The sequence below is a fragment of the Dyella sp. 01N448 genome, assembly GCF_056399225.1.
Genome location: NZ_JBFTQX010000014.1, coordinates 49324 through 74413, shown reverse-complemented (window position 1 = coordinate 74413; position 25090 = coordinate 49324). Strand labels below are relative to the sequence as shown.

General features: G+C 64.4%; 20 protein-coding genes and 1 rRNA gene. 15 read left to right on the top strand and 6 right to left on the bottom strand.

What is annotated here, in order from left to right:
• The 3 genes from rrf to glpK all read left to right on the top strand — a co-directional run.
• Positions 1-98 (top strand): 5S ribosomal RNA (gene rrf / locus AC1DKY_RS18260); the annotation flags it as partial.
• A 330-nt stretch (positions 99-428) separates the two neighbouring features.
• Positions 429-989, top strand: a complete 561-nt coding sequence (locus tag AC1DKY_RS18255; protein WP_441605057.1) for a TIGR00645 family protein — start codon at positions 429-431, stop codon at positions 987-989.
• A gap of 63 nt (positions 990-1052) precedes the next feature.
• Entirely contained in the window at positions 1053-2552 is a 1500-nt protein-coding gene (gene glpK / locus AC1DKY_RS18250; protein WP_441605056.1) for a glycerol kinase GlpK, read from the top strand.
• Between the two features lie 61 nt (positions 2553-2613).
• On the opposite strand, the gene AC1DKY_RS18245 is transcribed toward glpK, so the two are convergent.
• Positions 2614-3549, bottom strand: a complete 936-nt coding sequence (locus AC1DKY_RS18245; protein ID WP_441605055.1) for a carbohydrate kinase family protein — start codon at positions 3547-3549, stop codon at positions 2614-2616.
• 282 nt (positions 3550-3831) lie between these two features.
• On the opposite strand from AC1DKY_RS18245, the gene AC1DKY_RS18240 reads away from it, so the two are divergent.
• From AC1DKY_RS18240 to AC1DKY_RS18185, 12 genes are all read left to right on the top strand, one after another.
• A complete protein-coding gene (locus AC1DKY_RS18240) occupies positions 3832-4878 on the top strand; it encodes a rod shape-determining protein (protein WP_046971370.1) in 1047 nt (348 codons plus the stop codon).
• A gap of 26 nt (positions 4879-4904) precedes the next feature.
• The gene (mreC, locus tag AC1DKY_RS18235; RefSeq protein WP_441605054.1) at positions 4905-5903 is read left to right on the top strand and encodes a rod shape-determining protein MreC; all 999 of its coding nucleotides are present in this window, start codon (positions 4905-4907) and stop codon (positions 5901-5903) included.
• Entirely contained in the window at positions 5900-6385 is a 486-nt protein-coding gene (gene mreD / locus AC1DKY_RS18230) for a rod shape-determining protein MreD (protein WP_441605053.1), read from the top strand. The genes mreC and mreD overlap by 4 nt, the downstream gene beginning before the upstream one ends.
• Before the next feature lie 4 nt (positions 6386-6389).
• On the top strand, positions 6390-8399 hold the full coding sequence (mrdA, locus tag AC1DKY_RS18225) for a penicillin-binding protein 2 (RefSeq protein ID WP_441605052.1): 2010 nt from the start codon (positions 6390-6392) through the stop codon (positions 8397-8399).
• Between the two features lie 44 nt (positions 8400-8443).
• Positions 8444-9514 carry a rod shape-determining protein RodA gene (gene rodA / locus AC1DKY_RS18220; protein WP_441605059.1) on the top strand — a complete coding sequence of 357 codons (1071 nt, stop codon included), beginning with the start codon at positions 8444-8446 and terminating at the stop codon, positions 9512-9514.
• A gap of 155 nt (positions 9515-9669) precedes the next feature.
• Positions 9670-10698 carry a lytic murein transglycosylase B gene (gene mltB, locus AC1DKY_RS18215; protein ID WP_441605051.1) on the top strand — a complete coding sequence of 343 codons (1029 nt, stop codon included), beginning with the start codon at positions 9670-9672 and terminating at the stop codon, positions 10696-10698.
• Positions 10695-11642, top strand: coding sequence for a septal ring lytic transglycosylase RlpA family protein (locus AC1DKY_RS18210; protein ID WP_441605050.1), 948 nt, complete (start codon positions 10695-10697; stop codon positions 11640-11642). Before mltB ends, AC1DKY_RS18210 begins: the two co-directional genes overlap by 4 nt.
• Before the next feature lie 58 nt (positions 11643-11700).
• Positions 11701-12933: a D-alanyl-D-alanine carboxypeptidase family protein gene (locus tag AC1DKY_RS18205; RefSeq protein WP_441605049.1), complete on the top strand. Its 1233-nt coding sequence runs from the start codon at positions 11701-11703 to the stop codon at positions 12931-12933.
• A gap of 14 nt (positions 12934-12947) precedes the next feature.
• Entirely contained in the window at positions 12948-13235 is a 288-nt protein-coding gene (locus tag AC1DKY_RS18200; protein WP_441605048.1) for a YbeD family protein, read from the top strand.
• A gap of 123 nt (positions 13236-13358) precedes the next feature.
• Entirely contained in the window at positions 13359-14027 is a 669-nt protein-coding gene (gene lipB / locus AC1DKY_RS18195; RefSeq protein WP_441605047.1) for a lipoyl(octanoyl) transferase LipB, read from the top strand.
• 10 nt (positions 14028-14037) lie between these two features.
• Positions 14038-15039 (top strand): lipoyl synthase, encoded by a 1002-nt coding sequence (lipA, locus tag AC1DKY_RS18190; RefSeq protein ID WP_441605046.1) that lies wholly within the window; start codon positions 14038-14040, stop codon positions 15037-15039.
• A 17-nt stretch (positions 15040-15056) separates the two neighbouring features.
• A complete protein-coding gene (locus AC1DKY_RS18185) occupies positions 15057-17321 on the top strand; it encodes a carboxy terminal-processing peptidase (RefSeq protein ID WP_441605045.1) in 2265 nt (754 codons plus the stop codon).
• A gap of 263 nt (positions 17322-17584) precedes the next feature.
• On the opposite strand, the gene AC1DKY_RS18180 is transcribed toward AC1DKY_RS18185, so the two are convergent.
• The 5 genes from AC1DKY_RS18180 to AC1DKY_RS18160 all read right to left on the bottom strand — a co-directional run bounded on the left by AC1DKY_RS18180 (position 17585) and on the right by AC1DKY_RS18160 (position 24914).
• Positions 17585-19312, bottom strand: coding sequence for a M1 family metallopeptidase (locus AC1DKY_RS18180; RefSeq protein WP_441605044.1), 1728 nt, complete (start codon positions 19310-19312; stop codon positions 17585-17587).
• Between the two features lie 343 nt (positions 19313-19655).
• Complete coding sequence (locus AC1DKY_RS18175; RefSeq protein WP_441605043.1) at positions 19656-21035, bottom strand: leucyl aminopeptidase family protein; 1380 nt, start codon at positions 21033-21035, stop codon at positions 19656-19658.
• A gap of 360 nt (positions 21036-21395) precedes the next feature.
• On the bottom strand, positions 21396-22091 hold the full coding sequence (locus AC1DKY_RS18170) for an HAD family hydrolase (RefSeq protein WP_441605042.1): 696 nt from the start codon (positions 22089-22091) through the stop codon (positions 21396-21398).
• An 11-nt stretch (positions 22092-22102) separates the two neighbouring features.
• Positions 22103-23284, bottom strand: a complete 1182-nt coding sequence (locus AC1DKY_RS18165) for a LysM peptidoglycan-binding domain-containing protein (RefSeq protein ID WP_441605041.1) — start codon at positions 23282-23284, stop codon at positions 22103-22105.
• Positions 23285-23543: 259 nt separating this feature from the next.
• On the bottom strand, positions 23544-24914 hold the full coding sequence (locus AC1DKY_RS18160) for a Do family serine endopeptidase (protein ID WP_441605040.1): 1371 nt from the start codon (positions 24912-24914) through the stop codon (positions 23544-23546).
• Between the last annotated feature and the right edge of the window lie 176 nt (positions 24915-25090).

The following is a 25090-nucleotide window of genomic DNA, read 5'->3' as shown; positions in this document are numbered from 1 at the left end:
GCTGTGGCCCCACCCGATCCCATCCCGAACTCGGAAGTGAAACGCAGCTGCGCCGATGGTAGTGTGAATTCTCATGCAAGAGTAGGTCACCGCCAGGGGCTTTATCCCTCAAACGCCTTCCCATCCGGGAAGGCGTTTGTCTTTGTGCGTTTTGAGAATATTCCGCGCTGAAAATCCCCAAAAAAACAGCTGTTTTTCTGCGTGGCGTGACTGCGCCCTGGCGAACGAATTGCTCGGGAGTGGAGCTCCGGCGCGGTGCTGCAGCTCTTCGAATAGACGTCCAAATGTCCATCAGGAGCAGTCGACGCACGGCTCACGCAGCCATGGCGCCAAGTTCTTGCCTGGGCCTGAATGAGTACGCGAAGTGGGATGCCGTCCGTCGCACGAATTTGCGATGATCGGGGATCCCTACCCATCATGTGACGCGTATGACGACTCCCCAGCAGAGCCGCCTTGGTCCGCTTTCCTATCTGATCTTTTCTTCCCGCTGGCTGCAGTTGCCGCTCTACCTGGGATTGATTGCCGCCCAGGCGATCTATGTCGTGCAGTTCATTCGCGAGCTGTGGCATCTCATCGACACTACGCTGCTCGGTCACGTTGCCGAAGGCGCCGGTGCGGAGAGTGCCGAGACGACCATCATGCTCACTGTGCTCGGTCTGATCGACGTAGTGATGATTTCCAACCTGCTGGTGATGGTGATCGTGGGTGGCTACGAGACCTTCGTGTCTCGGCTGAAGCTGGAAGGTCATCCCGATCAGCCGGAATGGCTTTCGCACGTGAATGCGACCGTGCTTAAAGTGAAGTTGGCGATGGCCATTATCGGCATTTCGTCGATTCACCTGCTTGCGACCTTCATCAAGGCCGATTCGCTCAACGCCGAGACCATCAAATGGCAGGTGCTGCTGCACCTGGCGTTTGTAGTGTCTGCGCTGGCCTTGGCTTTCATCGATCGCATCATGCAGCCAGGCGAGAAAGCAGGCGCGCACTGACGGCCTCAGGGATCGAACTGCTAGGCTTGGCCCCTCAGCCAAGCGCAGCAGGGGCCGGCAGACGTGGAGAAGCGTTACATCCTTGCCCTCGATCAGGGAACGACGAGCTCGCGGGCGATCCTGTTCGATCATTCGGGCTCGGTCGTCGGCGTCGCGCAGCGCGAATTCGCCCAGATCTTTCCGCAGCCGGGCTGGGTCGAGCACAACCCGCGCGACATCCTCACCAGCGTGCTGGTCACCGTGACCGAGTTGCTTGCCAATACGCAGGTGGATCTCGGCGAGGTGGCGGCGATCGGCATCACCAATCAGCGCGAAACCACCGTGGTATGGGACCGGGCGACCGGCCAGCCCATCCATAACGCGATCGTCTGGCAATCGCGCCAGAGCCTGGATATCTGCGAGCAGCTGAAACAGGCCGGACATGAGGCGCTCGTACGCGAGCGGACGGGTCTGTTGATCGATGCCTATTTCTCGGCGACTAAGCTGCGCTGGATACTCGATCACGTGGAGGGTGCGCAGCAGCGCGCGGAGAAGGGCGAGCTGCTGTTTGGCACCATCGACAGCTGGCTGATCTGGAATCTCAGCGGCGGCACCACGCATGTCACCGACGTGAGCAACGCGGCCCGCACATTGCTTTACGACATTCATCGTCGCCGTTGGGACGACGATCTGCTCGCCATGCTCAATATCCCGCGCGCAATGCTGCCCGAGGTGCGATCAAGCAGTGAGGTCTACGCCCATACGGCGCCGGCCCAGTTCTTCGGTGCGAGTGTGCCGATCGCGGGCGTCGCGGGGGACCAGCAGGCGGCGCTCTTCGGGCAAGCCTGCTTCAGTCCCGGCATGGCCAAGAATACCTATGGCACCGGCTGCTTCATGCTGATGAATACCGGCGAGCAGGCCGTATCGTCGACGCATGGCCTGCTCACCACCATCGCCTGGCAGCTGGGCGATCGGGTGGACTATGCGCTGGAGGGCAGCATTTTCGTGGCCGGCTCGGTGATCCAGTGGCTGCGCGACGGCCTGCGCATGCTGGGCAAGGCGTCGGACTCGCAGGCCTATGCGGAGCGTGTGGCATCGAGCGATGGCGTCTACATGGTGCCGGCCTTCGTCGGCCTCGGCGCGCCGTATTGGCGCAGCGACGTGCGCGGAGCGGTATTTGGTTTGAGCCGCGGCACCAGCAAGGAGCATTTTGTGCGCGCCGCGCTGGAATCGATGGCCTACCAGTCGCGCGACGTGCTCACGGCGATGGAAGCGGATGCGGGCATCTTGTTGAAGGAACTGCGCGCCGATGGCGGCGCCATCGCGAACGATTTCATGGCGCAGTTCCAGAGCGACATGCTCGGCGTTCCGGTGCTGCGCCCGCGCGTGCAGGAAACCACGGCGCTTGGCGCGGCCTATCTGGCGGGATTGGCCATCGGCTTCTGGCAGAGCTGCGAGGAGATCGCCAGCCTGTGGCAGGTCGATCGCCGCTTCGAACCGCTGATGCGCGAACCTGAGCGGGATGGCCTCTATCGCGGCTGGCAGGCGGCCGTGAACGCCACCATGGGATTTCGCGTGGGCTGAAAACAGACGAGGCCTCCATGGTGGAGGCCTCGCTGTTGGTTCGTACCGGAACGACGAGTGATCAGCCGATCGCGTAACCGAACTGCTCTTCGAATTCCTTGGAGAACGACGCGTAGTCGAAATGCTGGTTCTGCGTGCCCGGATGCTCCACCTTCAGCGCACCCATCAGCGAAGCCATGCGGCCCACCGTCGGCCAGTCCTTGCCCTTCATGATGCCGAAGATCAGGCCGGCGCGATAAGCGTCGCCACAGCCCGTCGGGTCGATCACCTGGCGTTCCCGGGCCGGCGGAATCTCGTGGATGGTGCCATCGGTGTAGATCTGCGAGCCGCGCGGGCCGAGCGTGACGATATAGGCCTTCACGCGCGAGGCAATCTCCTGGGCGCTCCAGCCCGTGCGCTGCTGCAGCAGCTGCGACTCGTAATCGTTGACGATCACGTAAGTGGCTTTCTCGATCATCGCGCGGAACTCGGCGCCATCGAACAAGGGCATGGCCTGGCCCGGGTCGAAGATGAACGGCACGCCGCGCGCGGAGAATTCGTCCACGTGCTGCAGCATGGCGTCGCGGCTGTCCGGGGCCACGATGGCGAAGCTGATATCCGGGATGTCGCGCACGTGGTTGGTGTGCGCGCTCAGCATGGCGCCCGGATGGAAGGCAGTGATCTGGTTGTTGTCCAGGTCGGTGGTGATGAAGCACTGCGGCGTGAACTGGTCATCGAACACACGCACGTAATCCATGCGGATGCCGCACTTTTCCATATGGACCTGGTACGGACCAAAATCCTGGCCCACCGTGGCCACCGGCAGCGGGTCGGCGCCCAGCAGCTTCAGGTTATAAGCGATATTGCCCGCGCAACCGCCGAATTCGCGGCGCATGCGCGGCACCAGGAACGACACGTTCAGGATGTGAACCTGGTCGGGCAGGATGTGATTCTTGAACTGATCCTGGAACACCATGATGGTGTCGTAGGCAAGCGATCCACAAATGACGGCTGACATGATGCGAGGATGATCCCTGGCAGATGAAGTGGCAGTCCGGGCGGCGCTTGCGCCTGCCTGGCCCAAAGTTCCCGATCATACCGGGAACTTGACTCAACGGCGATGCTCTTGTGAGCGATTTCCTTCGAGACCGCCTCCGCAAAGTCAGACAAAAGCTACGTAAAAGTCGCATATCACAGCGTAAACAAAGGCTTTCTTAACGAGAATGTCCTTGCGGTCCTGATGCATGCTGACTAGACTGGCCCGCTTACTTTTTAGCCACAGCCGGACCACGGCGGACCCATGTTCAAGAAGTTTCGCGGCTTTTTTTCCAACGATATTTCGATCGACCTAGGCACGGCCAACACCCTTATTTACGTAAGGGGACAGGGCATCGTCCTGAACGAACCATCGGTGGTCGCGATCCGTCAGGACCGTGGCCCGGGTGGTCCGCGCGCGGTCGCCGCCGTCGGCAGCGACGCCAAGAAGATGCTGGGTCGAACTCCGGGCAACATCGCCACGGTGCGTCCGATGAAGGATGGCGTGATCGCCAACTTCTCGATGACCGAGGCCATGCTGCAGCATTTCATCAAGCAGGTTCACAAGTCGCGCATGCTCCGTCCGAGCCCGCGCGTGCTGGTCTGCGTGCCCTGCGGCTCCACCCAGGTGGAGCGTCGCGCCATCAAGGAATCGGCCGAAGGCGCCGGTGCCCGCGACGTGTTCCTGATCGAAGAGCCCATGGCGGCTGCGATCGGCGCCGGCATTCCGGTGCATGAGGCGCGCGGCTCGATGGTGCTGGACATCGGTGGCGGCACCTCCGAAGTGGCGGTGATCTCGCTCAACGGCATCGTCTACTCGCAGTCCGTGCGCGTGGGCGGCGACCGTTTCGACGAGGCCATCATCAACTACGTGCGCCGCAACCACGGCACGCTGATCGGTGAGTCTACGGCCGAGCGCATCAAGCTGGAAATCGGCTGCGCGTTCCCGCAGACGCATGTGAAGGAAATCGAGATCTCGGGCCGTAACCTGGCCGAGGGCGTGCCGCGCATGTTCACGATCAACTCCAACGAGGTGCTGGAAGCGCTGCACGAGCCGCTGTCGGGCATCGTGGCGGCGGTGAAGTCGGCCCTCGAGCAGACCCCGCCGGAACTGTGTTCTGACGTGGCCGAGCGCGGCATCGTGCTCACCGGTGGTGGCGCACTGCTGCGCGATCTGGATCGCCTGATCTCCGAGGAAACCGGCCTGCACGTGCAGGTGGCCGATGAGCCGCTGACCTGCGTGGCCCGTGGCGGTGGCAAGGCGCTGGAGCTGATCGATCAGCACGGCAGCGACTTCTTCGCTCCCGAGTAACCCACACGACAGGGGCGGGTTAGGCCATGGCGCTTGCGCGCGAGGAATCCTCGCCCCTGTTTGCCGGTACCGTCGCCGGTACCCTCAGGCTCATTCTCTATTTAGCGCTGGCCATGGTGCTGATGGTGCTCGACCATCGCAACGGCTGGATCTGGCGCCTGCGCTATGCCACTTCGGTGCTGGTCGAGCCGGTGTACCGGCTGGCCAGCCTGCCGGCGTCCGGCATGCATACGCTCAGCGTGGCCTTTTCCGACCGCAAGATGCTGACCGAGCAGAACCAGCGCCTGCGCGAAGACCTGCTGCTGGCCAACGCCAAGCTCAACCGCATGGCGGCCGTGGCCGAGCAGAACGAGCGCCTCAAGCAATTGCTCGATACCCAGCACAGTCTTGATCTCAACGTGCAGCTGGCCCGCGTGATCAACGTGGACCTGGGCGCCTATCGCCACCGCATGCTGGTCAACGTGGGCTCGCATGACGGGGTGAAGGCGGGCCAGGTAGTGATCGACGCCCACGGCGTGATGGGGCAGGTGGTCGAAGTGATGCCGCGCACCTCGCTGGTGATGCTGGTGACCGATCCCGACCACGCCATTCCCGTGGTGATCGAGCGCACCGGCCTGCGCACCGTGGCTTACGGCACGCGTGATGGCGACCTGTTGAGCCTGCCGAATATTTCGATGGCGTCGGACGTGCACCCGGGCGACAAGCTGCTCTCGTCCGGCCTGGGCGGCCGTTTCCCGCCAGGCTTCCCGGTGGGCGAAATCCGCAGCGTGGAACCGGCGGCATCGGGCCTGTTCCTGGAAGGCCGTGCGCGTCCTGCGGCGGATCTGGATCGCAGCGACAACGTGTTGATCCTGCACGATCTTGCCGAGCCCGCCGGACCGCCGGCACCCGCGGCAGAAGTCGGCCCGCCGGCTGACCTGGCTCCCGCACCGGCACCCGCTGCCAGCGCGGCGCCGCCGCCGCGCGCCAGCACCACGCCGGCGCAGACGCCGCCTTCAACGACGAACCCGCCGGTGCAGCCATGAGCAAACCACGCGTCAGTCTGTTGTGGTTCGTCGGCACCTTGGTGTTCGCCGTGCTCTCCATGCTGATTCCGCTGCCGGCGCCGCTGCAGCCGTTCAAGCCGTATTGGCCGGCCTTGTTCCTGCTGTACTGGGCGCTGGAGTCGGGCGACCGCGTGACGCTGGGCATGGCCTTCATCATCGGCCTGTGCGCGGACCTGCTCGATGGCGTACTGCTGGGTGAGCAGGCCATGCGCTTGTGCGCGCTGGTGTTCATCGCGCTGCGCTTCCGTTCGCGCCTGCGTTTCTTCCCGATGTGGCAGCAGACCCTGGCCGTGCTGGCCTTATTGCTGAACGACCGCATCTTGCTGCTGATCGTGCGCACATTTGCAGGTGACGCGTTGCCGCCGGCGACGTGGTGGATTTCGCCGTTTGTGGGCGCAGCGCTGTGGCCGTTCCTGTTCCTGCTCATGGACGACCTGCGCATGCGCTTGCGCATCCAGTAACGCCATGGCCATACGGCGACGCTCCATCAAGGACACGCGTGGCGAAGCCGCGCTGTTCCGCGTGCGCGCGATGGTCGGCTTTGCGCTGATTCTTATCGGGCTTGGCACGCTGGTGGCGCGCTATCAGTACCTGCAGGTGCAGCGTCACGATGAATTTGCCCTGCGCTCGGAAAACAATCGCGTGAAGCCGCGCGCGATTCCGCCGGCGCGTGGCCTGATCTTTGATCGCTCCGGCGTGCTGCTGGCCGACAACGTGCCGGCGTTCCGCCTGGAAGTAGTGCCGGAGCAGGTGAAGGACTTGCCGGCCATGCTGGCCGCCGTGCGCGAGGTCATACCGCTGGACGACGGCGACATCGACGCCTTCAAGAAGCAGCTCAAGCAGAATCGTCGCTTTGACAGCGTGCCGCTGAAACTGCATCTCACCGAAGACGACATTGCCCGTTTCGCCATCAATCGCTGGCGTTTTCCAGGCCTGGACGTGGTGCCTTATCTGACCCGTCGCTATCCGTACGGTCCGTTGTTCGCGCATGTGGTGGGCTATGTGAGCCGCATCGACGCCGATGACATGAACCGGCTTGATCCGGATCGCTACAAAGGTACGAGCCACGTGGGCCGCAGCGGCCTGGAGCGTTCCTACGAGGACATGTTGCACGGCGAGCCCGGTTACGAGTTGGTCGAAGTGAACGCCGACGGCCGCGTGCAGCGTGTGCTGGAAACCCACGCACCCACGCCGGGCAAGAATCTTTACCTCAGCATCGATATGCGTGTGCAGAAGGCCGCCAATGACGCCTTCCAGGGTCGACCGGGTTCGTCGGTGGCGATCGATCCGCGCAATGGCCAGGTGCTGGCGATGATCAGCGTGCCGAGCTATGACCCGAACCTCTTCGTCAACGGCATCAGCAAGGCCGACTACACCGGCTACATGAATGCCGAAGACAAGCCGCTGCTCAATCGTGCGCTCAAGAGTGCGTACCCGCCGGGTTCGACGGTGAAGCCGTTCCTGGCGTTGGGTGGTCTAGAGCTCGGTGTTCGTCGTCCCGAGGACACGGTGTTGTCGACGGGTGAGTTCTGTATACCGGGGCAGCAGCGTTGTTATCGCGATGACACACGTGGCGGCGATGGCACCGTGAATATGGTGCGCGCCATTCAGAAGTCGACCAACACCTATTTCTATCGCCTCGCTCTGGACATGGGCATTGATCGCCTGGCCGGCTGGATGGGCAGTCTTGGCTTCGGCAAGAAGACGGGCATCGATCTGCTGGGTGAATCCGAAGGCATTCTGCCGTCGCGCGAGTGGAAGGCGACGCGCAGCAAGTTTCCATGGTTCCAAGGCGAAACCATCATTGCCGGCATTGGCCAGGGTTACTGGACCGTCACCGCGCTGCAGCTTGCGCACGCCACGGCAACATTCGCCGGTCATGGCACGCCATACGCGCCGCGCCTGGTCATGGCGACCTCTGCCGTGAAGGAGCGTCCTGTGCCTTTGCCGAATCCGCCTTCCGGTCCGTCGCTCATCCACAAACCGCACGACTGGGACGTCGTGAATCAGGGCATGTTGGCGGTGGTCAACGAAGCCGGCGGTACGGCCAAGGGACAGTTCACTGGCTTTCCTTATTTGGTGGCGGGCAAGAGCGGCACGGCGGAACGCTTTTCTCGTCGCAGCAATGACTACGACACCAACAAGAATTTGGCGTATCTGGCGACACGTCACCGTGCTTGGTTCATCGGCTATACGCCGGCAGAAGCACCGCGCATCGCTGTGGTGGCCATGCTGGAATCGGGCGCCTGGGGCGCTTCCGATGCTGGCCCCATCGTGCGCAAGGTGATGGAGGCATGGCTTGCCTCCACAGGTGGCCCTGTGCCGCCGTCGAATACGCCAGAAGGTGGCCCGGCCCCGCCGTCGAGCGCAGCGGAACTACCTGAAGACACGCCGGTAGCCACGCCTGCCGACCTGTCCGCCATGCCCGCCGAAAGCAGCAGCTCGGCGACGCCCGACGACGGAGGCAACCCGTGATCGACGAATTGCAGGTAAGCCTGGTGAACCTCGTGCGCCGCGTGATGAAGCGGCCGCGCATGGACATCCCGCTCGCCCTGGGCCTGATCACGCTGGCCGGCGTGGGACTCGTCACGCTGTACAGCGCCAGTGGCGGCAATATGGCGATGATCGGCGGGCAGGCGGCGCGCTTTGCCATGGGCGGTGTGCTGGTGATGCTGATCTCGCGCATTCCGCCGCAGACCTTGCGCACGTGGACGCCGTGGCTGTTCGCCGGCAGCGTGTTCCTGCTGCTGGTGGTCGCCGGCATCGGCGAGGTCCGCAGCGGATCCAAGCGCTGGCTCAACCTGGGCATCATGTCGTTCCAGCCGTCCGAATTGCTCAAGCTCACCATGCCGATGATGGTGGCCTGGTACCTGCATCCGCGGCAGCTGCCGCCGAGCTGGAAGGACATCGTGGTGGTCGGCATCCTGATCGCGATCCCGGCCGGATTGATTGCGGAACAGCCCGATCTCGGCACCGCCTTGCTGGTGTCGGCCGCCGGCGCGTTCGCGCTGTTCCTCTCGGGCATGCGCTGGTGGAAGATCGGCAGCCTGCTGGCCGTGGTCGGCGGCATGATTCCGGTGGCCTGGCATTTCCTGCACGAATACCAGCGCAACCGTGTGCGTACGCTGCTTGATCCCGAGTCCGATCCGCTGGGCAACGGCTGGCACATCATCCAGTCGCAGATTGCAGTGGGTTCCGGCGGCGTGGTCGGCAAGGGCTGGCAGCACGGTACGCAGTCGCGCCTGGATTTTCTGCCCGAGCACACCACCGACTTCATCTTCGCCGTGTTCTCCGAGGAGTTTGGCCTGGTTGGCGTGATCGGCGTGATGCTGCTCTATGCCTTCATCATCGGCCGCTGCCTGTGGATTGCGATGGAAGCGCGCGATACCTATTCGCGCCTGCTGGCCGGCGCCATCGGCATGAGCTTCTTCGTGTATGTCTTCGTCAACGGCGGCATGGTGGCCGGCATGTTGCCGGTGGTGGGCGTGCCGATGCCGCTGATCAGTTACGGCGGTACGTCGGCGGTGTCGCTGCTGACGGGCTTTGGCGTGCTGATGTCGATTTATGCGAATCGGAAGATTCATCGGTAGAGGCACAACCAGTCGCGCACAGGGTGCGCTCCCACAGTATGGGTCCCCTTTGTGGGAGCGCACCCTGTGCGCGACCGGTTGTCGCGAAAACGCCTGTTTTCTCCGCATCGCATGCTAGGCTTCGTCCGTAGCCGTTTACGACAGCGAAGTCATACATGCCCTCGATTCCCGCGTCGCTCCCGACTCGTCGTCTTATCGCCACGCTGGGCCTGTTTTTCGCCGCGGCATGCACGCCGGTCTTCGCGCAAACCCATCCCGGTCAGGAACAGCTGGTCAGCGAAGTGGCCCGCGATACGGGCAAGAGCAGCGCCTCGCTCAATGCCTTGCTGGATGGCGCGAAGAAGCAGCAGAGCATCCTCGATGCGATCAGCCGTCCGGCCGAAGCCAAGCCGTGGAAAGATTACCGGCCGATCTTCCTCACGCCCCAGCGCATCAATGACGGCATCGCGTTCTATCGCGAGCATCGCGCCCTGCTGGACAGTATCGGCAAGCAGTATGGCGTGCCGCCCGAGTACATCGTGGCGATCGTCGGCGTGGAAACCTCGTACGGCCGCATCACCGGCAAGTACAAGGTGCTCGATGCGCTGGTGACGCTGGGCCTGTATTACCCGCCGCGTGCCACGTATTTCCGCCAGCAGCTGAAGGTGCTGCTTGAATTGCCGGAGAACCACCTGGCCGGTCCCGTCGATACGCTTACCGGCTCGTACGCGGGCGCGCAGGGCTGGGGGCAGTTCATGCCCGAAAGCATTCGCGATTTTGGCGTGGACGCCGATGGCGATGGCCGTATCGACCTGAAGAACTCGCTGCCCGATATCTTCGCCAGCGTCGCCAATTACTTCGCCAAGCATGGTTGGCAGACCGGTGGCCTGGTGGCCGCGCCTGCCCGTGCCGACAGCGCCGCCAAGCCCATTTCCGTCAAGGACTCCAAACCGCAATGGCCGCTCGAGCAGCTCGAAGCGTGGGGCTACGCGCCCGTGCAGTCGCTCAATCCCGGGCAGCCCACCAGCCTGCAGTCGCTGCAGGGTGCGGATGGCATGGAGTACTGGTACACCTTCCAGAATTTCTACGTGATCACCACCTACAACCGCAGTCCGCTCTACGCGCTGGCGGTGCACCAGCTGGCGCAGGCGATTGCCCAAGGGGCCAACGGCCAGGGGAACACCGGGATGGATACCACGCAATGACCTGGCGGCTTGCGCTGCCTCTTCTGTTGATGGCGCTGCTGGCCGGTTGCAGTGGCGGCAAGACCCGTCCCTCCACGAGTCACCCCAGCGGATCGTCGCGTGGGCCTTACTCGTCGGGTAGCAGCGGCGGCTCGTCCTCGTCGTCGCGCGGCGGCGTCAATGACGACACCAGCCGCCCGCAGAGCAGCCGTTATCGCGACGACAACGACAGCGTGCCCGTGGGCCCGCCGCCGGAGGTCATCGCCAAGCTGCCCGAGCCCGTGCCGAAAATTGAGCCGCGCGCGCTGTACGGCAACAAGTCGCCGTACACCGTGCTCGGCCAGAGCTACAACGTGTTGGCTTCGCCCAACGGCTATGTGGAGCGCGGCATCGCCTCGTTCTACGGCAACAAATTCCACGGGTACAAGACGTCCAGTCTCGAGGACTACGACATGTACCAGTTCAGCGCCGCGCACAAGACGCTGCCGATCCCCAGCTATGCGCGAGTGACGAATCTGGAAAACGGCAAGAGCGTGATCGTGCGCATCAACGATCGCGGCCCGTTCCACGAGAACCGGGTGATCGATCTGTCCTATGCGGCTGCCGTGCGCATCGGCGTATGGCCCAAGGGCACGGGACTGGTGGAAGTGCGCGCGATCGATCCCTCGCAGCCGCTGACCGCCCAGGCCTTGCCGCCGCCACCGCCGCCGCCCAAACCTGCCAGCCCCGGGCCAGGTATTTTTCTGCAGGTGGGCGCATTCTCCGACGTGGTCAACGCCGAGCGCGTCGCGCAGCAGCTGCGATCGGCAAATTTTGCGCCGGTACAGGTGGTGGATGCGCAAATCAACGGCCGCAGTATCCGCCGCGTGCGGGTCGGCCCGCTCGCCAGCGTCGACCAGGCCGACGATGTGACCACGCGAATCGAAGGCATGGGGCTGCCCCGGCCGCAGGTCGCGGTAGACTGATGTATTGAAATTCTTGCGGCGCTTCGGCGCCGCGATAGCCATTGGACCGAATCGAACGATGAACCTGATCCGCCGTACCCTCTCCTCGCTTGCCGTGGCCGCCCTGGTCGTCGGCACGGCCGTTGCCCAGCAGACTCCGCCCAAGCCCGTTCCGGTGCCGCGCCCGGTGATGCCTGAGGCCCCGGTGCCTCCGCCGCCGGATGTGGATGGCAAGAGCTGGGTGCTGATGGATTACGCCACTGGCCAGGTGCTCGCCTCGAAGGAGCCGGACCTGCGTGTGGAGCCGGCCTCGATCACCAAGATCATGACCGACTATGTGGTGTCTGCCGAAGTCGCCAACGGCAAGGTCCACATGAACGACCCGGTCACCATCAGCGAGAACGCGTGGCGCGGCGGCGGTGCGGGCACCGACGGCTCCACCAGCTTCCTCAAGCTCAACAGCCAGGTGCCGCTCAAGGACCTGCTGTACGGCCTGATCATCCAGTCCGGCAACGACGCCGCCATTGCGCTGGCCGAACACACGGCCGGGTCGGAACAGGCGTTCTCCGGCCTGATGAACGGTTATGCCAAGCAGTTGGGCATGACCAACACGAACTTCCAGAACGCGTCGGGCTATCCGATCGCCAACCATTACTCCACGGCGCGCGACATCGCGATTCTTTCGCGCGCGCTGATCCACGACTTCCCCGAGGACTATGCGATCTCGGCGATCAAGGATTTCGAGTGGAACGGCATCAAGCAGCACAACCGCAACCTGCTGCTGTGGCGTGACCCGACCGTCGATGGCATCAAGACCGGCCACACGGCTGCCGCGGGTTTCTGCCTGGCCGCCTCGGCCAAGCAGGGCGATTCGCGCATGATCGCTATCGTGATGGGCTCGACCAACGAGAAGACCCGTGCGGACGCGGCCATGGCGCTGCTCAGCTACGGTTTCCGTTTCTATGAGACGCACAAGCTGTATGACGGCGGCAAGCCGCTGGCCACGCCGCGCCTGTGGAAGGGTCAGTCCAACCAGCTGCCGCTGGGCGTGGCCGACAACGTGCTGGTCACCGTCAAGCGCGGCGACTACGACAAGCTGCAGGCCACGCTGGACGTGCCGGCGACGCTGGTGGCACCGTTCACCAAGGGCCAGCAGGTCGGCACGCTGCGCGTCACGCTCGATGGCCAGCCGGTGCAAAACGTGCCCCTGGTGGCGCTGGCCGATGCGCCGCAGGCTGGCTTCTTCGGCCGCCTGTGGGACAGCATCATGCTGTGGTTCCATAGCGACAAGAAGCCTGACGAAAAGAAGTGAGGGAGGTTGCACTGATGCGCGATATCGACTCCATCGAGCCCCAAGAGGGCCAGGGATTCCAGTTCCCCGGCGAATTCGAGATCACCGCCATGGGCAACGCCAGTGCGGACCTGCAGGCCCGCGTGCCGCAGATCCTCGAAGGCATCGGCGTGCACGTGCTGCATGAGACGGTCAAGCACCGCCACTCTCGCGAGGGTAACTTCATCTCGGTGACGGTGAGCTTCCGCGCCGAGTCGCGCGAGCAGTACGACGAGGCGCATGCCTCGCTGCGGGCCGATCCGGATATCCGTTACACGCTGTAACGCCGGTTCGAGACGCCCAAGCCTGGCGGGCCGCCACGCCCGCCGGCTTTTCAGTGACTTCCAGCCCTTGCAAGGGTGGTCTCACGACCGCAGATAATGACCTCCGTCCCCAGGCCATTCCCCATGTCCCTGCCGCTCAAAGTTCGTCGTCTCGGTCGCCAGCCCTACGAGGCGACCTGGGAGGCGATGAGCCAATTCACCAACAACCGGGGGCCTGACACCCCGGACGAACTGTGGCTGCTGGAACACGATCCGGTGTTCACCCTCGGCCAGGCCGGCAAGACCGAACACGTGCTGGCACCGGGCGATATCCCGGTCATCCATGTGGATCGCGGCGGCCAGGTGACCTATCACGGCCCGGGCCAGATCGTGGCTTATCCGATGATCGACCTGCGTCGCGTCGGGGTCACCGTGCGCGAGCTGGTCAACAAGATCGAGCAGGCCATCATCGATACGATGGGCCACTGGAACATCGGCGCCGAGCGCCTCGAAGGTGCTCCGGGCGTCTACGTGGCAGGCGCCAAGGTGGCCGCGCTGGGCCTGCGCGTGCGGCGGGGCTGCAGTTTCCACGGCCTGGCCTTCAACGTGAACATGGATCTTGAGCCGTACCACCGCATCAATCCGTGCGGTTACAAGGACTTGGCGGTCACGCAAGTGCTAGAATTGGGCGGTCCGTCGCGCCTTTCGGACGTCGAGGACGCCCTGGTGGAGGAGTTCTGCCACCAGTTCGGATTCGTCGCCGAGGCGGCGCCCCCCATACTCCCTGAACTACCCGCTCGCGTAGCGGTCTGAGCTGGCCTACATGAGCGAAATCTCCACTTCCAAAGTCATCCCGATCAGCGTTGTCGGCACCACCGGTGTCGAGAAGCAATTGGGCAACGACAAGATCGGGCTCAACCGCGCCGGCTTCGACACGACCGTGCCGACGCTGCGCAAGCCGAGCTGGATCCGCGTGCGCCTGCCGCAGGGCAACGCCGTGCAGCAGCTGAAATCGCGCCTGCGCGAGAACTCGCTGGTGACAGTGTGCGAGGAAGCCTCGTGCCCGAACATCCACGAGTGCTTCAGCAAGGGCACCGCCACCTTCATGATCCTCGGCGAGGTCTGCACCCGCCGTTGCTCGTTCTGCGACGTGGCGCATGGCCGTCCGGCCGCACCCGATCCGCTGGAACCGGCGCGCCTGGCCGAGACCATCCGCGACATGCGCCTGAAGTACGTGGTGATCACCTCGGTGGATCGCGACGACCTGCGCGACGGCGGCGCCGAGCATTTCGCCGCGTGCATCCGCGCGACGCGTCATGCGGCGCCGGACATCAAGATCGAAATCCTCACGCCCGATTTCCGCGGCAAGGGCCGCATGGAGCGCGCGCTGGAAGTGCTCAAGGACTTCCCACCGGACGTGTTCAACCACAACCTTGAAACCGTGCCGCACCTGTATCGCGAAGTGCGTCCGGGCGCGGACTACCAGTGGTCGCTGGACCTGCTCAAGCGCTTCAAGGCGCAGCATCCGGAGGTACCGACCAAGTCCGGCATCATGCTGGGCCTGGGCGAGACGATGGAGCAGGTGCTGGAGACCATGCGTGATCTGCGTGCGCACGATGTGGACATGATCACCATCGGCCAGTATCTGCAGCCCACGCCGCATCACCACCCGGTGGTCCGTTACTGGACGCCGGACGAGTTCAACGAACTGCGCGAAGCCGGCGAAGCGATGGGTTTCCATCACGTCGCGTCCGGTCCGCTGGTGCGTTCGTCCTACCACGCTGACCTGCAGGCTCACGCCGCAGGTGTCACCGAGCACGCCTGAGAGCTTCCCGAGACCCTATGAAACTGCGCCCCTCGCTTGCCCTGTTGCTTGCCCTTGCCGTCACCGGCGTCGGTGTCCATGCGCAGTCCGCTGCCGATCTCGCCGGCGACAACGCGCCGCGCAAGTTCTCCACGCTGCCGCTCAAGCCCTCCGTCACGCAGGCACAGGCGGCGCAGCTTTCCGCCCGCTTCCTCACGCGCTTCCATTACGACGCCAAGCCGCTCGACGATGCGATGTCGCAGAAGATCTACAAGGCGTATGTCGACAGCCTCGACGGCGAGAAGGTGTTCTTCACCCAGGCCGACCTGGCCAAGTTCGCGCCGCTGAAAACGCAGATGGACGATGCCATCTGGAACCAGGACCTGACCGGTCCGTTCTCGATGTTCAACCTGTACATCACGCGTGCGATCGAGCGCATGACCTATGCGCGCGGCCTGCTCAAGCAGGGCTTCGACCTGAGCACCAACGAGAGCTACAACTACGACCGCAAGAAGGCCGAGTGGCCCAAGGACCAGGGCGAGCTCGACACCTTGTGGCGCGAGCGCACCATGAACGACTGGTTGCGCCTGAAGCTTGCCGGCAAGACCGATGACGATATCCGCAAGACGCTGGACAAGCGCTACGCCGGCTACATCGACCGCGTGAAGCAGCTCGATGGCGAGGACGCGTTCCAGTCCTTCATGAACTCCTATGCCGAGTCCACCGATCCGCACACCGATTACCTCGGCCCCCGTGCGGCGGAAAACTTCGACATCTCCATGAAGCTCTCGCTGGAAGGCATCGGCGCCGTGCTGCAGACGCGCGACGAGTACACCGCGATCCGCGAGATCGTGCCGGCCGGCCCGGCCGCCAAGTCGGGCAAGGTGCACGTGGGCGACCGCGTGGTCGCCGTCGGCGAAGGCACCAGCGGCCCGATGGTCGACGTGATCGGCTGGCGCGTGGATGACGTGGTCAAGCGCATCCGCGGCAAGAAGGACACCACCGTGCGCCTGGAGATTCTCCCGGCCGATGCGGGCGTGGACGGCAAGCACGAGCTGGTCAGCATGGTTCGCCAGAAGGTGAGCATCGAAGAGCAGGCCGCCAAGAAGAAGGTCATCGAGATCAAGGACGCCGGCGTCACCCGCAAGATCGGCGTGATCGACCTGCCGAGCTTCTATTCCGATTTCGGCGCGCGCCGCGAAGGCGACAAGGATTTCAAGAGCGCCACCCGCGACGTGGCCAAGCTGCTCGGCGAGCTCAAGGCCGAGGGCGTGGAAGGCGTGGTGATGGATCTGCGCAACAACGGCGGCGGTTCGCTGGCCGAAGCCAACGAGCTCACCGGTCTGTTCATCGACCAGGGCCCGGTGGTGCAGGTGCGCGATGCGCGCGGCGAAGTGCAGGTGCAGGGCGACGACGAGCCGGGCATGTCCTGGAGCGGTCCGATGGCCGTGCTGGTCAATCGTGGTTCGGCCTCGGCCTCGGAGATTTTTGCCGCGGCGATCCAGGACTACGGCCGTGGCCTGATCATCGGCCAGCCGACCTTCGGCAAGGGCACCGTGCAGAACCTGGTGGACCTGGACCGCTTCACCCGCAACAACAGCGAGAAGCCGCAGTTCGGCGAGCTGAAGATGACCATCCAGGAATTCTTCCGCATCAATGGCGGCTCCACCCAGCTGAAGGGCGTGACGCCGGACATCCAGTTCCCCAAGAACGGCGACGAGAAGGACTTCGGCGAATCGACCTACGACAACGCGCTGCCGTGGACGCAGATCGCGCCGGCCGACTACAAGCCGGTTGCCGACCTCAAGGCGTACTTGAACCAGCTGCAGACCAGGCACGACGCGCGCACCGCCAAGTCGCCGGGCTGGAAGCTGATGCTCGACGAGCTGGCGCAGTACCGCAAGATGCGCGACAAGACCACCATCTCGCTCAACTTCGCCCAGCGCGAAACCGAGCGTAAGGATCTGGACGCCATCCAGGCCGATTTCCGCGCCCGCCACAAGGCGATCGACGGCAATGCGGCTGATGATGACGACACCCTGGCGGTGGACGATGGCCTCAACGCCAACGAGCGTAGCCTCAAGAGCGAGCTGAAGCAGGAGAAGGACGCCAAGAAGGCAGCCGATCCGCAGCTCGACGAAACGGCCCACATCCTGTTCGATGCAGCCGGCCTGATCAAGGGCGATGCGAAGCTGGCGGCGGAAGTGCTGCCGTATGGTGGCAAGTACTCGAACATGAGCGCCACCACGGCTGCCGCAGCGCCGGGGAAGCCGCAGCCGCAGCAGGGGCCCGCGGCGCACTGACGGGTTTGAGATTGATGAAGAAAAGGCGGCCATGGGCCGCCTTTTCTTTTGGAGGTCTCAGTCGCCTCATGTCGGAAGCTCTTTGTAGGAGCGCACTTGTGCGCGACCGCAGAGCTGCGATGTACCGCTCCGTCAGGTGGTCGCGCACAAGTGCGCTCCTACAAGGGAGGTGTCCGGCCCAACGTTTGCGCGAGCCCATCTCTTGTAGGAGCGCACCTTGTGCGCTCCTACAAGAGAGACGAAGGCCGAAGCGTTCGCGCTGGCTACTTCGCCTTCTTCTCCGCCTGTTCCTTCTTCCACTGCTGGTAATCGGCGAAATGCGGCATCTCGCGCAGCAGCTTGCTGCGGGGATCGATGATCACCAGCGCGCCGGTAGGTGCGGCAATGCTGGCGTTGCCGCCATTCATGGGGACGGTCAGCAGCTTGTCGCCCACTTGCACATCGACGGGCATCGGAAACGGCTTGTCGTGCGGCACCTGCCAGTGCAGCGTGAGCATGTTGCCTTCCTGGCGCGTCTCCAGCTTCGGCAACGCGGCTTCGCGCAGATACACATCGAAGAACCAGTTGAGATCGCGGCCGCTCACCTGGTTCACGATCTCGATGTAGTCGTGCGTGGTGGCGTAGTGCGGCGCGAAATTGCCAGGCTTGGGATCGGGGCGTCCGTATACGAGCCGGCGAATGCTTTCGAAGAAGGCCTCGTCGCCGATCATCTGCCGCAAGGTGTGCAGCATCAGCGAGCCCTTGTTGTAGATGTCGTTGCCCGGGCCTTGCTTGGCGTTGTACACGTCCTCCTCGTACTGGCTGTGGCCCGCGACGATGGGATAGGCGTTCTTCACCAGGCTGCGTTCGTTCTGAAGCATCGAGAAATACGGCATGTCGCCATAGAGGTACTGGCCGAACAGCGGCTGCATATACGTGCCGAAACCTTCATGCAGCCACATGTCGTCCCAGTCGGCGTTGGTGAGCTGGTTGCCGAACCACTCATGCGAGAACTCGTGCTGCAGCAGCCAGTCGAAGCTGTACTCGCTGCGCGGATAGCCGTTGCCGTAGGCGTTGATGGTCTGGTGCTCCATGCCCAGATGCGGCGTTTCCACCACGCCCATCTTCTCGTCGCCAAACGGGTAGGGCCCGATCTCCCGCTCGAAGAAGTCGAGCATGCGCGGGAACTCGGCGAACAGCTGTTTGGCCTGCGCCTCGTGGCCGCGCAGATACCACATCTGCATCGGGATGGTGTTGCCGTAGCGGCTGCGGTAATCGCCCTTCAGCACGTCGAACGGTCCGATGTTGAGCGAGATGGCATAAGTGGTCGGGTGTTTCGCGCGCCAGTGATAGGTGTGCGTGGCGCCGTGCTCCTTGATGTCGACCAACACACCGTTGCCTGGCGCCGCCAGCGCTTTGGGCACGGTGACATAGGTATCCACCAGGTCGGGTTTGCCCTGCGGATGATCGATGCACGGCCAGAACAGATCGCAACCTTCGCCTTCTACCGCGGTGGCGACCCACGGCTGGCCGTCCTCGGTGTGGCTCCAGACGAAGCCGCCGTCCCACGGCGCCTTCTTGGCTACGTGCGGTTTGCCGCCATAGCGGATATCGATGACGACCTTCTCGCCCTTGGCGAGCGGCTTGGGTAGTGCCAAGCGCAGGCGCCCATCGGGATTGCTCCACTTGTCGTTGGCCAATGCCTTGTCGTTGACGGATAGCTTCGAAATGGCGAGATGCGGATCGAGATCGAGCAGCAGGGTGTCGGTTGCTTCGCGCGCCCTGAAGCTGAGGCGCGCGTCGGCATCGATGCTCTGCTGCGCGATATCCACCGTGAAGTGCAGCTCGGCGTGATCGAAGTTTACGCGCTGCTGTTCGGCGGGCATCGCGCCGCCGGTGCGTAGCGTTTGTTCGGTGAGCGGCGGCTGTTCGGATGGCTTCGCGTCTTCGGCGTGGGTGGCCGCGCAAAGCGCGAGGCAGAGAGCGAGTGTCAGAGGGCGCAGACGCGTCATGGGGAAGCCTTGTGGTGAATAGGGCGGAGGATGCCAGTCGATGGCGATGCTGTCACCGACCTGCGCCACACGAGCCGCTTCGCGCTACGCCCGCCTCTTGGCGTGACCGCTCCTCTTCGCACCACCGAACCTCCTGGCGCACCCCTACCTTTGTAGGAGCGCACTTGTGCGCGACCGCGGAGCTCCGTCGATTCCTCTGTGCAGAAAAGTGCGGCGACAACCGACCACAGGTATGACCTCAACCTCCGCGGTCGCGCACAAGTGCGCTCCTACAAGGGAGAGGCGGCCCCACAAAAAAAGGCGCCGCCATGCGCCGCCTTTTTTTGCCGATATCGGTAACGACTCAGCCCTTGTAGCGCTTCTGCAGAAACGCAAAGAACGCACGCAGACCTAGCGCCTCACCACCACGCGGCCGACCCTGCCGGTCGCCGTCGTTCCACGCATAAGTATCCAGATGCAGCCACGGCGTGGTCTCGGGAACGAAGCGTTCCAGATACAGCGCCGCAGTGATCGCGCCAGCGTGGCGCGATGCGCCGGAGTTGGCGATATCGGCCAGGTAGGACTCCAGCATCTTGCGATACGGACGCCACAGCGGCAGGCGCCACAGCGGATCATTCACGGCGCGGCCGGCGGCGATCACGCTGTCGGCGGCGTCATCGTTGTTGGCGAACAGCGCCGGCACGTCGGGGCCAAGCGCGATGCGTGCGGCGCCGGTGAGGGTTGCGTAGTCGATGATCAGATCCGGCTTCTGCTCGCCCGCATAGGTGAGCGCGTCGCACAGCACCAGGCGGCCTTCGGCGTCGGTGTTGTCCACTTCCACGGTGATGCCAGCGCGCGTGGTGATCACTTCGCCCGGACGCATCGCTGCACCCGACACCGCGTTCTCCACGGCGGGGATCAGCAGCTGCAGGCGCACCGGCAGCTTGGCCTGCATGATCAGGCCGGCAAGTGCGATCGCGTGGGCGGCGCCGCCCATGTCCTTCTTCATCCAGCGCATGCCGTCGGCGGGCTTCAGATCCAGGCCGCCGGTATCGAAGCACACGCCCTTGCCGACCACGGCGATCTTCGGGTCGCTGCTCTTGCCCCAGTTCAGTTCGATCAGTCGCGGCGAGCGATGGCTGGCGCGGCCCACGGCGTGGATGGTGGGGAAGTTGGCATCGAGCAGTTCATCGCCCACCCACTCGCGCACCTTGGCCTTGTGCGTCTTGCCCAGTTGCTTGACCGCATCGGCGAGATGTTTGGGGCCCATGTCCTCGGTCGGCGTATTGACCAGGTCGCGCACCAGGGTGGTGGCCTCGGCCAGCGGTTGCAGCGTGGCGAGGTCCGCGGCGGCGATGGCGAGCTTGGCCGGCGCGCGGCGCGCCTTGCGGTAGCGGGTGAATTCGTAGGCGCCCAGGGCCCAGCCCAGCGCGGCCTGCAGCTTGTCCTTGAGCACGCCCTCGTCGGCGAGGTGATAGGTCGCCTCCGGCAGCGTACGCGGCAGCGCGCCCAGCGCACTCAGTGCATCGCTGGCATCGACGCCGACCAGCACGCGCACCAGCTTGCCGCTCTCATCCGCAATCAGCGCGAACGTGCCGGGCGCCGCTTCGAAGGCGGAGTCCGCTACCCAACGACGCTGCGCGGCACTGAGGCGGCGTTTGGTGGCGGCTAGGTGCTGGATGTCGGTGGTCTCGATGGCGATGCTCTGGCGCTCGCCGGCTTTGCGTTCGATCAGGACGGACATGGAATTCCTTGCGCGGCGGCTGTGCGGGCGCGGTGGGCTTTTGGTGATGGTTAATGATGCGCGCTTTTGGGGGCGGGGGCGAGACGGTATTTGGGTGGGAGCCTGGCTTCCCCGCCTGGCGCCAACCTCTGTGGGAGCGCACCCTGTGCGCGACTGCCACGCTGGAGTGTGACGCTCCGTAGGCTTGTCGCGCACAGGGTGCGCTCCCACAGAGAAGGCGGTCGCGCGGCATGGGCTGCCACACCCTTGTAGGAGCGCACTTGTGCGCGACCGTCACGCTGGGGTGTACCGCTCCGTTGGCTGGTCGCGCACAAGTGCGCTCCTACAAGGGTGCGCTACGGGAAGAGCCGCGACGCCTCGCTACTGACCCTGCGCTTCCAGCCAATCCACCAGCGCGCTCATATCGCGCAGGTCGAGGTCAGGTGCGGTGCCGAGGAGGCCGGGCCAGGGATGGCCGTGGCGGTTGATCCACGCGGTGCGCAGGCCCGCATCGCGGGCGCCGACGACGTCCAGTTCCGGATCATCGCCAACGTGGAGGATTTCTTCAGGCCGCAGCCCGAGGTGCTCGGCGGCAGCCACAAAAATACGTGCATCGGGTTTGGCGATGCCGGTGTCGCGGGCGCAGATGTGATGCGCGAAGTGTTCGCGGATGCCGATGCGATCGAGGTCGGCGTTGCCGTTGGTGAGGCTGACCACCGGCCAGCGTCCAGCGAGGCGCTGGAGGGCGGGCAGGCTGTCGGGATAGAGCTCGACGCTGTTGCGCGCGGAGAAATAAACCTCCCACAGCGTCTCCAGCGGTGCCTCGTCGATGCCGCAGGCGGTGAAGGCCCGTTGCATGGTGATGTGGCGCTGCGCGGTGAAGTCGTGGGCCAGATCGGTGCGCTCGGCGGCGACCTCGGCACGCAGCGCACGCATGGCCGGGATGGGCCATGCGCGCGCGACGTCGGGATAGTGCTGGCGCAGGTACGCATCCAGATCGCGGTCCGCACGCTCCAGGGCCGGCAGTACCGGCCACAAGGTGTCGTCCAGGTCGAGCGTCAGGGCGCGGATGCGCACGTGCGGTGCGATCAGTTGCCGCTGACCTTCAGCACCTGGTCGATCTTCACGTTGTCGCTGGACAGGTCGTTCCACTTCTTGAGATCGGCCACCGACACCGAGTACTTCTTGGCGATCACACCCAGCGTGTCGCCCTTGGAGACGGTGTAGGTCTGGCCGGTAGCGCCACCCTTTTCAGCCGTCGGCGAGGTTACGGCAGCGGCCGTCGGTGCGGTCGGCGCGGTCACCGGCGTTGCCGTCGGGATCGGATCGGCGACCACGTCCATCTTGATGCCGTTCTCGGCGAGCAGCTTCTCGCGGCGGGTCTTGTCGTTCTGGGCCAGCTGCGGTGCATCGGTGTACGGCACCAGCTGGTGGGCGCGCGCCAGCGAACGCACTTCGTCGGTGTGCAGGAATTCCATGAAGGCAGTGATCTGCGCGGCCTTCGGGCTTTCCTTGTTGGTGACCAGATACAGCGGGGTGTACAGCACGTAGCTGCCATCGGTGACAGTCGACAGGCTAGGACGCACGCCGTCCACGCTGACCATCTTCACCTTGCTGTTGCTGGCCACCCCCGACAGGGTGGTCACGCCCAGTGCATTCGGGTCGAGCGTCACGGCTTCTTCCAGCTTGGCCGTGTTGACGTACAGACGCGGTGCGGCCACCGGCTGGTTGCCGCGACCGAAGATCAGGCGACGCAGGCTGTATTCCACGCCGTCACCCGGGCTGGCCACGGCATACAGGTTGATCGGCGCGTCCTTGCCGCCGACGTCCTTCCAGTTGGTGATCTTGCCGAAGTAGATGTCGTGCAGCTGCTTGACGGTGAGGTTGCCCGTGCCGTTCGACGGATGGGTGATCATCACCAGCGCGTCAAACGCGACCGGCGTGAACACCAGGTCGGTCTCGGTGCCGCCGGCGCTGTTGCGCGCGCTGCCGGCGATGTCGGCCAGGCCGTGTGCCACGGCGTCCAGGCCCGAGGCGGTGTTGAACGGCTGGATTTCGATACGGCCCTTGCCGCTCTTTTCCCAGGCCTTGCTCACGTCTTCCACCACGCCACGGGCGGTGGCGTAGTCGCCGCGCCACACGAGTGCCGGTGCGGTCGGGGTGGTCGGCTTCTTGGTGGTCTTGGTGGTCTTGGCGGCCGCGAGGGCGCCGGTGGTTGCGAATGCGGTAAGCATCGCAACGATGAGCAGGCGGGAAATGCGTGATGACATGGCGGTGGGGAACCTCGAATGATGATGATGGTTCGCAGGCCGCCTTAGCTGGGCGTGCGTGCAAGAAAGGTGTAACTCGGCTATTTCAGCCAGCCTGCACGCAAACCGCAAGCGAATTCCTGCCCTTGCATCGTGGAAAAACGCGACGACGGACACGCATCGCCAGTCGCGTTTATCCCCCGTTCCCGCATGTCACGACAAAGCGGCCTGTCGCAGCTCCATTGCGACATGAGCCGCCTTGTCGCGGCGGGGAGTGACATCAACGGATATCTACGTAGCGCACGCCATCATCGCCCGACACCACCAATACCAGCTGCCGCGGATTCACGCCTGCCAGCTGCTGCAGGGTGCGCAGGTCGGGAATACGCAGGTTGCCGATGCCGATCACCACGTCGTTCGCCTGCAGGCCCGCTTGCGCCGCGCGGCTGCCTGCACGCACGGTGCTCACGCTCACACCGCCCAGGCCTTGCGAGCGCAGGTTCTGCGGGAGCTCGCTGAAGGTCACGCCGGTCAGTCGTGCATCGAGCTTGGCCCCATCCACCGTGGCGAGTTTCTCCGGCACCAGCTTGGCGCTGACGTTGCGCACCGCGCCATTGCGTTGCACCGCAAGCGTCACCGTGCTGCCCAGCGGCAGCAGGCCTTCGGCGTTGCGCAGATCCTGCGCGTTGCGCAGCGGCTTGCCATCGAGCGCGGTGATCACATCACCCACCTGGATATCCGCACTCTCCGCCGCCGAGCCGGAGTTGACGCGCGTAACCACCGCGCCGTTGCTGTCCTTGAGCCCCAGCACCTTGGCGATGCGCGGCGTGATGTCCTGCGTTTCCACGCCCAGGTTGCCGCGGTTGACCTTGCCGTGGACAATCAGCTGCTTCATCACCTCCGTGCTGAGATTGGTGGGGATGGCAAAGCCAATGCCCACGTTGCCGCCCGACGGCGAGAAGATCATGGTGTTGATGCCGACCAGCTCGCCGCGCAGGTTCACCAGCGCGCCACCGGAGTTGCCGGGGTTGATCGAGGCATCGGTCTGGATGAAGTTCTGATAGCCCGTGCCGCCCAGGCCCGAGCGGCCCAGCGCCGACACGATGCCCGAGGTCACCGTCTGCCCGAGGCCAAATGGATCGCCGACGGCCACGACAAAGTCGCCCACGCGCAGCTGCGCGGAATCGGCCATCGGCAGTGCCTGCAGATTCGTACCCTGGATCTGCACCACCGCCACGTCGGTGTCCGGATCGGTGCCGACCAGCTTGCCCTTGAAGTCGCGGCCATCCTGCAGCGTCACCGTGATGTCGTCGGCGCCGCCCACCACATGGTTGTTGGTGAGGATGTAGCCCTTGGCCGCATCCACGATCACGCCCGAACCCAGGCTCTGTTCCACCCGCGAACGCGGCGAACCCTGCAGGCCGAAGAACTGCCGGAACAGCGGATCGTCGAAGTACGGATCGCGCACCTGCACCCGCGTCTTGGTGGAAATGTTCACCACCGCCGGCGTCACCTTCTCCAGCATCGGCGCCAGCGAAGGCAGTGGTTGTCCATCGATCGACACGGGTAGCGCGGCGTGACTGGCGAAGGGTGTCGCGGCAATCAACACCAAAACCGCGGCGGCCAGTCGGCGGACGAAACGAAGAAACATGGGGACTCCTTGTGCGTGGGTCGAATCGTTGGTCATTCGACTCGGCGCGGCGTCGGCGGTTCCACCGTTTGGTATTGACGAATTTACTTTACAAGGCGAAAGGGCAGCGGTAACTTTCCCTCGTTCGCGACCACAACATCTTGTGTGACTAGGCCGGGCCTAAACCCAAGAGCTGG